This window comes from Bradyrhizobium sp. Crot121, from assembly GCF_059512385.1.
On record NZ_JCAMOR010000138.1, the window covers coordinates 1 to 9,768 of the forward strand.

Consider the following 9,768-nt stretch of genomic DNA (forward strand, 5'->3'; position numbering starts at 1 on the left):
CTTCACGCAACGCCATCATAGAGCTCGCCGTGCCCGCGCGCATGCGTCGATCAGGCGGTCTTCGTCGTATGCGAACGCTCCGCATGGAGTGCGACATTTTAAAAAAGTCGATCGCGATCTTTGCCGGAACCCGGACATGAGCTTCCGCTTCATCGAAGATCACCGCGAGGCTTATCCGGTGCGGCTGATGTGTGCCGTGCTCGAGGTTTCCCCGGCCGGTTATTACGCTTGGCGCGATCGTCTGGAGAGCGGCCGCGCAATCTCCAATTCTGTGCTGCTGGCCGAGATCCGGCAGGTCCATCGTGAGAGCGGCCAGCGCTATGGTAGTCCGCGGGTCCATGCCGTCCTGCGGATGCAGGGACGTGGTGCCAGCCGCGGCCGGATTGAACGGCTGATGCGACGGCATGGTATTCGCGCGATCATGTCGCCGCCACGTCGAGTCCGCACCACCGACAGTTGTCACGATCTGCCAATCGCGCCGAACCTGGTCGCGCGCGACTTCACTGCCGCAGCCCCCAATCGGGTCTGGCTCGCCGATATCACCTACGTCCCGACCGCGGAGGGCTGGCTGTACCTGGCGGCCGTCATGGACCTCTTCAGCCGAAAGATCGTCGGTTGGGCGATGCGAGACCACATGCGGGTCGAACTCGTCTCCTCCGCGCTGACGATGGCGATCCGCCAGCAGCGGCCCGCTGCAGGACTGATCCATCATTCCGATCGCGGCGTACAATACGCCTCGCAAGACTATCGTGCGATCCTGTCGGCTGCCGGAATCGCAGGATCAATGAGCCGCAAAGCCAACTGCTACGACAATGCCCCGATGGAGAGCTTCTTCCACACTCTCAAGCCCGAGCTCGTTCATCATCGTCAATACCAAACCCGCCTCGAGGCCCAGCGCGACATCTTCGCCTTCATCGAAGGCTTCTACAACTGCGCATCAGAACACCCATCTGGCTATGTGATTGAAGAGAAGAGAGTTTGTTGAGCGGGATGCGATCCCGCGGGGTATTTTGGGTGAGCCGGCCGTATGTTCTTTATTGGCCGGTCTAGGCTGTTCAGAAAGCCTGCTGTGATCTTCCGGCCATGCGGGTGGATGCCGATGTACGTTGTCGTTTCGGGCGTCGTGACAGGAACGTCGAACACTATCTCGCCAGTCTTCGCCGTATGTTGCTGTATCCGCTCGGCGCGCTCTATATTGTTTTGGTCCGCGTAGGCGACGTGGAGTGACAACGGCGCTGCTCCTAATGTCTCTTCGATCAACAGTTGCAGTTCGGGAATGCGCCGCAATAAATCGGCTAGAGAGATCAAGCGCGCTTGGCCGTCCGTCGAGATTCTGTCCCAACTGTCGGGCCGCGGCTTGGATGCGACCGGCTTCAGATCAACGCCTCGAAAGCGGCAATACTCGTAAAAATGACCGCGGTCCCGGCAAGCGACTTTGTAGTTGAATGGAAACTCCTCTCCCGGTTGCCGCAATCGTCCAAAGCCCGTGGCCGCTTTCCGTGTGAGCTTGGATGTCCTTCAGGTCGGCGGTGGATTGCGGGCTCGCTACCTGCTCAGCAATCGTGATCTGGAGCAGCGCGTAGTATCGCGTGAGCACTCTGGCATTGAGCGAGCCGGGCTCGCTCCGCCAATAGCCAAGAGCGCTCCGAACGGCAAATGCGAGTTCCTGTCCCTTCTTCTGTGGGATATCGGGAGCAAGCCCGGGCGCACGGGCCGCAATGGTTCTTTCGCAAAGTGTCGGACTGGTGAAACGTCGGAGGCGCAGCCAGACAGCTTCGCTTAGGTTCTCTGCCACGAGCCACTCGGGATAGAGGTCTCCTGATCCTTCTTCGTCAGTCATAAAGATCGCCGCCCGCGCTATGTGTCCAAATAGAAGTGGAAGTCCATACCTTGAGTTCGTGACTCACATTTATCACTTGACGGCATTGTAGAACCTTATTGGTCGCTTTGGCGCGGGAAACGGGAACGGAAATTCGTCCCCACACGACCGGGTTCGCTGGTCAGCGGCGTGAACCCAAGCTTGGGTTTAGCCACTTGGATCCAGCTCGCGAATCGTAGCCTAGCTACGATATCCCAGATCTCTTCAAATAACCTTGCGCACTCACCATCCGTCCAGGGTTTCCGGCTCGCGTTATCGTCACGGACAGATGGCGCGACGTGGTCGGTCGGATGTGAACGAGGGCAGGCTGCTTTTACGTCCTCGAGCTCGATGTGCAGCTATCCAAGTCATCGTTTGAACATCGCGGCGTGTCAGGATTCAATCCGGACCGGCGGGTCACGAAAGGGATTAAGTAATCGCACGCTGCGCGTCTCGAAGTCCTTGATGTTGCGGGTGACGAGGACAAGATCGTAAACCCGCGCAGTCGCCGCGAGGGCCACATCCCACCGATCCTTGTTCTTCGATCCAAGCAGTCGGGTCCATTCCGCGACGACACTTGCGTCTATCGGAATGATCCGGTCCGCATAGGCTTTCTCGATTGCACCGATCGTCTTGAGCAAGTTCGCGGCCCTGTCCGCATCGCGGCGCTTCAACATCTCGGCGCCGCGCCGCTTCTCGAAAAGCGTGGCGGCGCTCAGACGGAGGTCCGAATCGTCGACTGTTGCAAGCCACTTGCGCACGTTCCCGTTGCCACGCGCACCAAACTCGCGAAGCACGTTCTCGTCGATCAAATATGCGGTCACGGAATCCGGCGCGGCGCAACCTCGCCCGCCTCGGCTTCGTCATCGAACCCGAGGTCGGCTAGCTCTGCCAGCGCCCGCTTCAGGCTCCGCGAGGGATAGGGGCGTCCTCGCTTTGGATAGGCCTTGGCATATTCGATCGCGGCCTCAACCTGATCGCGCGTCAGCGACGGAAAATCGTCGACAATCTCCTCGGCCGATTGCCCACGGGCGAGGGCCGCCACCATGTAGACAGGAATCTTGGTGCCTTTAATGATGGGTTCGTTGCGATCACCTCCGACTTGTACCCATCGGCGCAGTTCATCGAGACGGTGGAGACGGGTTTTGAGGTCGGCGTCGATCTTGCCGAGATCAAGGACCAGTTCGCCAAACGCGACTCGGTGCGCGTCGAAAGAGAGCTGCCGGATCGCCTCATACAGGCGACGCCGGCCCGCAGGGGTGAGATCTCTTTCCAGTCTGTCGGCGACCAGCAGAAAGCGCATCTCCGCCGGGCCGAGGAGGCGCTGAACGCCGCTTCCGACGCGTCGCTGACGTGCGCGAATGATGCCGGTATCGACGGCCTTGTTGAGCGCAGCCGCGGACCGGTTCAGCACGTAACCTGCTTCCGTGAGTGTCAATACTTCGGCGGAAGACATGCGGAACTCCATCAATAATTCATCCCCAATATAGGGATGAATTAGGAGGTCGACAAGGCACGGCCTTAAAGAATTCCCCAGCGTGATACCGGCCCGTCTCTTGGATGCCTAGCCAGCGCTGGGGTTTAGGCTCCGTGCAACGTCTCCTTCGCCGCTATTACGATCATCGCAGCGAAAATGTGGCTAGCCTGTCTCTGTCCGATCTGCAGCTTCTTCGTCATCGTCCTGGTCATCATCATGTGCCGGCAACGGATCGGGAAACTCGCCGGCCAACCTTTTGGCCTTGCTGAGCAGGCCGGCCTCCTCGAGCATTTCCATATCGGGCAGGTCGCACGGCGCGTCGAAGCCAAAATGTGACAGGAAGTCAAGTACCATGCCGCGGCCAGTCCCAGGTGGGGATTTAGGCTACCGGATCGAACGCGCAGCCGGCGCAATACTCGATAATCGCCAGTGGCTTCGAGGGCGGTCGCCATCTCTTCTGATGACGGGCGCTCAATCATCAGCCGCCAGTGTCGTCGTGGCCGACCCGAACCGCAGCAGTGAAGGCCGTCCCGCCTCGTGGAACCACAGGTCGACAATCTTTGCGTCATCACTCGCCGGCAGCGGGAACGCACTCCGCACCTTGAAGGTCGTTGGAAGGTTGACCGAGTTTCCGAACACCAAGGCGTGCTGCTTCGGCAACGACGGGAGGCGGCGAAGCACGGCGTCTGAGATGAATGGCGTCATCTGCCGAATTTGAGAAAGGTCATCTGGATTCTGAATCCGATGCACGACGAAATTAGAGCACTGGGAGAGGACAGTCTTGGACAATTCGCTTGGTCGCTGCGAAGCGACTAGAAGAAAAAGACCGTACCTTCGACCTTCCTTAGATATGCGTTCGAATATACGACCTGCATCCATTGCGTACCGTGAAGGCGTCGAAGCGACGTAACGATGCGCTTCTTCCAAGAGGAGATGCACTGGGAAACGATTGCGCGGGTCGGCGTGCCGAAGCAAGCGGAACACCATGCGCGCGAGTACGGCGCTGACCAGCTCAACCACCTCATCTTCCACGGCGTTCATATCGATTATGACGATTTGCGCAGACTTGGTGTGTCCACCATCCTTGGCCTTTAATCGAGAAGCCGAGCGAGAAAGTCCGTTGGCTCCAATGCTTCATCGGCCTGGTGGCGCAGAAAGCGATAGTCGGTGCGCTCCTGAAGTGCTTTGAAGCGCGTTACCATCTGCGAGCAGTAGTCGCGGATCTGACGATTTCCGTGGGCTTCTTCATAGAGAAGGGAGAGATCAATCGCGTCTCCGAGCGCTGCGAAGTCGAACGGCGTTCCGTCGTAATCGGGGAATTTCAAATCGGGGTTGATAAAGCCACTCACCCCGTCTGAGCCAGCAAGGTATTTATAGGCGTCTTGCAGAGCGGGCATGTTGCCATAGCTGACGCTGATCCAACGGCCGAGCTTGGTGGCGTTGATCTCCTGCGTTCGGAATCGCTGAAGAATCCCGCGTATCCGAGTTTCCTTCGCGCCGGGCTGGGTTTCGTCTCCGAGAATCTGGGTGATACAAGTCGCCAAGATGTGGTTGCGAAAGTCATTGAGCTGAGTGCCTCCTGCCTGCCCGAACAGCGTGGTCAATCCCAACGCCATTCGCAGAATGGGAAGTTGGGTGCGCTCGCTGGCCTGAAGGAGCAATTCCCATTCGGCAAGATCGAGGAACCAGTGCGGCACACGAAATTTATTAGCTGCAGCGCTGCCGTCAAGGATTACACGTTCCACGCCGATATCGGCGATACTTGGTAGTTTCTCGAACGCGGTGTGGTATTCGCCATTCACGTCTAGGACTACGAATGTCGCGCCGCGCGCGTGATGCTCGTCCGGCTTCTCAAAGAGAGCCTGCAGGATGGACGCAACCGTGCAAGACTTTCCGCTGCCAGTGTTGCCGAGCACAGCGACATGACCTCCGAAGAAGTCGTCGATACGAACTTGGACCTGGTAGTCCTCAAAGATAACCGACTGGCCGATGCCGAGATTGCGGAAGCGCGTGGCGTCGGCTGGAATACAGTCGGATCCATTATGCCCTATCGACTTTACCGCATCGGTTTCCGTATCGAAGATGCGATCGAGCTCGGTATCGAGAGCATACAGCGCGTCGGAAAAGAGCGATGGGAAGACTGATACCCCGAAACGAAACTTGCCATTGGGCGCCACCGACAGCATGCCGACGGGAACGACGTCCAGGAATTTGGCTGAGTTAGCCTTGTCCATCTGACCATCGCCGCGACCTGGGCCGTCCCGCTCTCGGACGCCGACCACTTCGGCGACGACATACTCGGTTTGCGCGGGGATCACGAGAAAGGAGCCAAGCCGCGCGACGTAGTGGATGCCGTCGAAGCCAACAACTGTGAAGTTGTCGGTCCCGCCATGCACCTCAATAACGAAGCGGTCGGCTGCGACAGAGATCACCTTTCCAATTGCACGTCGGCGGTCATCATTACTCATCGTCCGTCTCTTTTCTCGAGCCCATACTTTCAATGACGAGACGTACCGCGTCGTCAATCCGCTCTGTCTGCCGCTGCGGCATGAAGTGGTCGACGATGGTTCTAAAGTAGTGCGCTGGGCTGCCGCCGGGAGGGCCGTCACCGCCAATGATCCAGACTCGTGGATCGTTGAGCGCGCGCAGCTTGGCGATTTCCCCATTTGAGTCGGGGTCCGCAAAAATGACTAGCCGAAAGGTTGGGATCGTCAGAGCTTGGTAGATGATGTGATTGAGGTGCTCGTCGCCGAAAGCATAGCCCGCAGTGATAAGGACGCTTTGCTCGCGCACCACTCGCGATTGAAATTCGCGAAATAGGTCCGCGTATGGAGAGCCAAGGCTTGAGTTCTGTTTGGCCGGCGTCGGATAGATCATCACCTTCGAAGGTGCGTCTTGCGGCCAGAGTTCACGGATCGGGAACAGGCCGTGGTCATCTTCCGTCCAGCTGATCGAGCCGTGCAGCTTGCAAAGGTAAACGAAGCCATCGACGGCCGACCACTTTCGGCTTGTCAGGTCGAGCTGTTCTGCGAGTGCGTAGCGGAACGTGGTCGGGTTGAAACGACCGCTCGACCACGCCGGAAAAGCCGTTCGCGTAAGGCAAGCCAAGGCGGTCCATCGCGCGTTCGTTGAATAGGTCGTAATTGGTGGTGAACACCCACGGTCTTGGCAGAGACCTATCTCGCAGAACGAGCTTCCTGTAAAATGCCTCGTAGAGATCGAGAACGGAAGTATCGCCGTTGGCAAACTCCCCGTTCGTGCAGCGCTCCCAGAGGAACGACTTTACTTTCTGAATGATACTCTCGACCCGTTTGCCACTGGCCTCGTGCGTCGCCTTCTTGCTCCTCCTGTAAACGAACCGCAGGCTGTAAAGCAGCTCCATGAGCCGCTCCAGATTTCGGGAGTACTCGGCATCCTCCAAACTGGCGCCGAGCTTTCCAAGAAATTCGACATCAGCCTTATCGAGCGCCCATGCCGGCGCAGGGATAGGGTTAAAATCATCATCGATCTGAGGCTCTCCGGGGTGCTTACAGAACTCTTTCGCCAGCGGAGCCATGGTCGAGATCCCGCGCTCTTGCTTATCGACCACGAGAGACGAGCAGCCGGCGCCGAGGCTACGTTTCGAGCGTTCAGCGCCTCTCCTATGGCCTTGCGGACGTGATCCGGCCCGTGATCCCAGTCAAGAGCTGAGTTTGCCTGATCGCCGCTCTTGCTGAAGTGGAACCGCGCATCGGAATTATCATCTCCATCGGCCACTCAGGTCCCCCAATTGCCTTGTGTCGCGACGGGTCGCGATCTGCGCCGACGCTGTACACATCCGTTAGAAATTCTCAGTGTTTTGGCAGTGGTCCGGATATCCAGAGCACCCCCAGAATTTCGCGTTGGTTGTCGAATTTGTTCGGATCTTCATCGATCGACCGCAGGCTGCACAGACCTTGCGCGAAAAGACACGCTGGTCTTTTGCCAAGGTCATTACTCTGACTTCGCCAGCCCCGCTCGCGGTTAGCGTCCGCACGCATTCCCCAGTGGTTTCGCCGGTCGTATAGACATCGTCGATGAGTAGAACCTTGTTGCCGTTCCATTTGAAGTTGGAGTGGAACGCGCCTTTGATTGCTTCGGAGCGTTCAAGCGGGTTCATCTGCTTGTAACCTTCGATTTCCTTGACACAGCGCAACCCCTTCAGCTCGAGTTCGATGTCTTCGTCAAAATGATTGGTCGCCTCGTTGAGGAGCTGTTCGAATCGATTGCGTTGCTGGGATGGTTTCATCGGCACGGGTACGACATAGTCCGGCGTCCAATCGAGATTCGCGATGGCCTTGCCGATAGCCTCACCAAGGATCTTGGCGTAGGTGTCGTCATTCTTCAGGGACAGGACTGCACCGCTTAGCACGCTCGTGGCGTGGCGCGGGTCGGAGGCTGTGAAGTATCTGCCTAACGCATATACAATTGGGTCGTCATCGCAATGGAGGATAGATCCCCAATGGCTGTGGAAGTCCCAGCCATGGGTCAGGGCTTCGCCGATGTAGCATCGTCCCCCAATGCGATCCCGACGCAACAGAGTCGAGGCTTTCGACATGAAGATGTCCGGGGCAGTTGAGGAAAGTTCGAATATCGATGATGGTCCCCATCTTACCGCAACCGAGGCTAAGCCGGCGTGATATGCGGATTCCACATCGCCAACATCGTCGCCGATATAGAGCGATTGCCGGCTCGGCGGAATGCCGAGTACCTGAAGCGCTTTGAGCAAAGGTTCGGGGTCCGGTTTGTGGTTCTCCGTATCGCCGTATGTGACAAGTACGTCGTAGGGGATGCGGAACTGTCCAAGGACGGCTTCCGCATACCATCTCGGCGACGAGGTCACGACTCCGACGGCTTGGCCGTCTGCCTTCAGAAGACCTGGCAATTCGTGCGGAGCAGCGCTTCCCTGGGCCGGAAACGGCCTGATGAGATGCATGTTGCGACGCACTTCCTCCCACAGTTGGAAGCGCCGCATCTGCGCGAGCGCCGAGCTGTCGACAAGTGTCATGTCGAGATCGAACAGGAAGACGCCCGGCATGTCAGAGCATCGACGTCTGGGTTGAAGCAGAGGCTGGTCGGAGCTCCGGTTGCTCCCCGGCGATCAGGCGCGTCTCCAGCAACTCCAACATAGAGGCGTAATCCTCTCGGCTCGCCAGCGGCACCGCCACGGGCTCGTCCCGGAAGCGCGCCAAGAGGATGCGACGATAGTCACCCTCAGCCCGCACGGCGTCGGCGAACCGCATCGCCGGCAGTTGAGTCATGGCCAAGATGCCCTGGCTCTTGGGCTCGGCCGCGTGTCGTCCCTGTGGGACGGGTGCAAAGAGCAGGCGATTTTGCTGAATCGTGAAGCGAACGGTGTGCATGGAGCCGCCCTTGATGTCGGTCTGCATGACGAACGTCGCGATCGAGAGACCGCTTTGGAGGCGGTCGCGTTGGACGAGGTTTCGGGGGGACGGCGGCACGCCAAATGGCTGCTCGCTGACGAGCATGCCGTCCGTCTCAAGAATTTCAGCGGCCAGCTTGGCGTTTTGCCTAGGGTATATGCCATCAAGCCCACCTGCCATCACGGCAATCGTCCGTCCGCGATGGCGTAGCGCAGCCTGATGACTGAGCGTGTCGACGCCCGTCGCGAGACCGCTGACGATTGCCCAATCAGCACCGACTAGTGTTCCGATGATTCTATCGCTGACGATTTCTCCAAACTCGGACGGCTCGCGCGTGCCGATGCAAGCGACACTACGAAGTGGCGGCAACTTGCCTTTGACGAAGAGGACAGGCGGACGGTCGTGGAGTGAGCGAAGCGCCGTTGGGTAGTCTTGATCAAACACGGAAAGGACACGTACGCCGCGCCGATCGGCCTCGTCGAGCACGCGCTGAGCCTTCTCACCAGCGTTGGCCAATGCAGTCGGTTCATGAAGGCTTTCGATGACCGAGGCTGAAACTAGTGACCGCAGTTTCGCAGGCTCGGCGTCGGCAATGGCGGCGAGAAGCTGAAACCGCTCCGCGAGGCGTTCGGCTGTTGCGGGGCCAATGCCACGCAGCGCGGTCAAAGTAAGAATGCCGGCAGCAGTTCGCGTCTCGGTACTGATCATCGAAATCAACGCCTCTCGGAGAATTGGTCGGATATCAGTGTTTGGGCGATGTGTTTAATTGACGGGTCATGGCTCACCTCCGCATTCCCGGTTTGGTTATCGGGCCAACGACAGATACGCGCAGGTCGGTAGTTTCCCTTTGGAAGCCCGTCAACCTCCTAACCGATATAGCTCTAGGCCATAATCGGTCAATCTGCAGCTTGTTCGTCATCGAGCTGGTCCTCGTCATGTGCCGGCAAGGGATCCGGAAACTCCCCAGCCAACATTTTATCTTTACTGAGCAGGCCGGCGTCCTCCAGCGCTTCCATATCCGGAAGATCGCG

The 9,768-nt window shown here is 58.5% G+C and carries 11 protein-coding genes and 2 pseudogenes; 2 read left to right on the plus strand and 11 right to left on the minus strand.

What is annotated here, in order from left to right; all coding sequences use genetic code 11:
- Positions 1 to 62: 62 nt before the first annotated feature.
- A pseudogene (locus tag AC5ZGW_RS43955) lies at positions 63 to 985 on the plus strand (IS3 family transposase); the annotation flags it as partial.
- A 393-nt stretch (positions 986 to 1,378) separates the two neighbouring features.
- Here AC5ZGW_RS43955 and AC5ZGW_RS43960 read toward each other — a convergent pair.
- The 5 genes from AC5ZGW_RS43960 to AC5ZGW_RS43980 form a co-directional block, all read right to left on the minus strand.
- Entirely contained in the window at positions 1,379 to 1,840 is a 462-nt protein-coding gene (locus tag AC5ZGW_RS43960) for a hypothetical protein (protein WP_130230597.1), read from the minus strand.
- Positions 1,841 to 2,250: 410 nt separating this feature from the next.
- Positions 2,251 to 2,670: a type II toxin-antitoxin system VapC family toxin gene (locus AC5ZGW_RS43965; RefSeq protein WP_245475119.1), complete on the minus strand. Its 420-nt coding sequence runs from the start codon at positions 2,668 to 2,670 to the stop codon at positions 2,251 to 2,253.
- 8 nt (positions 2,671 to 2,678) lie between these two features.
- Positions 2,679 to 3,314: a DUF433 domain-containing protein gene (locus tag AC5ZGW_RS43970; protein ID WP_130230593.1), complete on the minus strand. Its 636-nt coding sequence runs from the start codon at positions 3,312 to 3,314 to the stop codon at positions 2,679 to 2,681.
- Positions 3,315 to 3,497: 183 nt separating this feature from the next.
- A complete protein-coding gene (locus tag AC5ZGW_RS43975) occupies positions 3,498 to 3,689 on the minus strand; it encodes a hypothetical protein (RefSeq protein ID WP_463702886.1) in 192 nt (63 codons plus the stop codon).
- 117 nt (positions 3,690 to 3,806) lie between these two features.
- Positions 3,807 to 4,124: an ATP-binding protein gene (locus AC5ZGW_RS43980; protein ID WP_245475118.1), complete on the minus strand. Its 318-nt coding sequence runs from the start codon at positions 4,122 to 4,124 to the stop codon at positions 3,807 to 3,809.
- A gap of 123 nt (positions 4,125 to 4,247) precedes the next feature.
- Here AC5ZGW_RS43980 and AC5ZGW_RS43985 point away from each other — a divergent pair, with 123 nt between their 5' ends.
- Positions 4,248 to 4,430 (plus strand): hypothetical protein, encoded by a 183-nt coding sequence (locus AC5ZGW_RS43985; RefSeq protein ID WP_245475117.1) that lies wholly within the window; start codon positions 4,248 to 4,250, stop codon positions 4,428 to 4,430.
- Here AC5ZGW_RS43985 and AC5ZGW_RS43990 read toward each other — a convergent pair.
- From AC5ZGW_RS43990 to AC5ZGW_RS44015, 6 genes and pseudogenes are all read right to left on the minus strand, one after another.
- Positions 4,427 to 5,803, minus strand: coding sequence for a helicase HerA domain-containing protein (locus AC5ZGW_RS43990; RefSeq protein WP_245475116.1), 1,377 nt, complete (start codon positions 5,801 to 5,803; stop codon positions 4,427 to 4,429). The genes AC5ZGW_RS43985 and AC5ZGW_RS43990 overlap by 4 nt on opposite strands.
- Positions 5,796 to 6,212 (minus strand): hypothetical protein, encoded by a 417-nt coding sequence (locus AC5ZGW_RS43995; RefSeq protein ID WP_349645133.1) that lies wholly within the window; start codon positions 6,210 to 6,212, stop codon positions 5,796 to 5,798. Before AC5ZGW_RS43995 ends, AC5ZGW_RS43990 begins: the two co-directional genes overlap by 8 nt.
- 55 nt (positions 6,213 to 6,267) lie before the next feature.
- Positions 6,268 to 6,891: a hypothetical protein gene (locus AC5ZGW_RS44000; RefSeq protein ID WP_245475115.1), complete on the minus strand. Its 624-nt coding sequence runs from the start codon at positions 6,889 to 6,891 to the stop codon at positions 6,268 to 6,270.
- A gap of 264 nt (positions 6,892 to 7,155) precedes the next feature.
- The gene (locus AC5ZGW_RS44005) at positions 7,156 to 8,391 is read right to left on the minus strand and encodes an HAD-IA family hydrolase (RefSeq protein WP_130230591.1); all 1,236 of its coding nucleotides are present in this window, start codon (positions 8,389 to 8,391) and stop codon (positions 7,156 to 7,158) included.
- A 1-nt stretch (position 8,392) separates the two neighbouring features.
- Positions 8,393 to 9,445 (minus strand): DNA-processing protein DprA, encoded by a 1,053-nt coding sequence (locus AC5ZGW_RS44010; protein WP_130230589.1) that lies wholly within the window; start codon positions 9,443 to 9,445, stop codon positions 8,393 to 8,395.
- 188 nt (positions 9,446 to 9,633) lie between these two features.
- Positions 9,634 to 9,768: pseudogene (locus AC5ZGW_RS44015) on the minus strand (SMC-Scp complex subunit ScpB); the annotation flags it as partial.

What these genes read in the sequence shown, in the direction of transcription:
- AC5ZGW_RS44005 (WP_130230591.1), bottom strand. Translation starts at nt 8,391, where the DNA reads ATGCCGGGCGTCTTCCTGTTCGATCTCGACATGACACTTGTCGACAGC.
- AC5ZGW_RS43995 (WP_349645133.1), bottom strand. Translation starts at nt 6,212, where the DNA reads ATGATCTATCCGACGCCGGCCAAACAGAACTCAAGCCTTGGCTCTCCA.
- AC5ZGW_RS43960 (WP_130230597.1), bottom strand. Translation starts at nt 1,840, where the DNA reads ATGACTGACGAAGAAGGATCAGGAGACCTCTATCCCGAGTGGCTCGTG.
- AC5ZGW_RS43985 (WP_245475117.1), top strand. Translation starts at nt 4,248, where the DNA reads ATGCGCTTCTTCCAAGAGGAGATGCACTGGGAAACGATTGCGCGGGTC.
- AC5ZGW_RS43990 (WP_245475116.1), bottom strand. Translation starts at nt 5,803, where the DNA reads ATGAGTAATGATGACCGCCGACGTGCAATTGGAAAGGTGATCTCTGTC.
- AC5ZGW_RS44000 (WP_245475115.1), bottom strand. Translation starts at nt 6,891, where the DNA reads ATGGCTCCGCTGGCGAAAGAGTTCTGTAAGCACCCCGGAGAGCCTCAG.
- AC5ZGW_RS44010 (WP_130230589.1), bottom strand. Translation starts at nt 9,445, where the DNA reads ATGATCAGTACCGAGACGCGAACTGCTGCCGGCATTCTTACTTTGACC.
- AC5ZGW_RS43975 (WP_463702886.1), bottom strand. Translation starts at nt 3,689, where the DNA reads ATGGTACTTGACTTCCTGTCACATTTTGGCTTCGACGCGCCGTGCGAC.
- AC5ZGW_RS43970 (WP_130230593.1), bottom strand. Translation starts at nt 3,314, where the DNA reads ATGTCTTCCGCCGAAGTATTGACACTCACGGAAGCAGGTTACGTGCTG.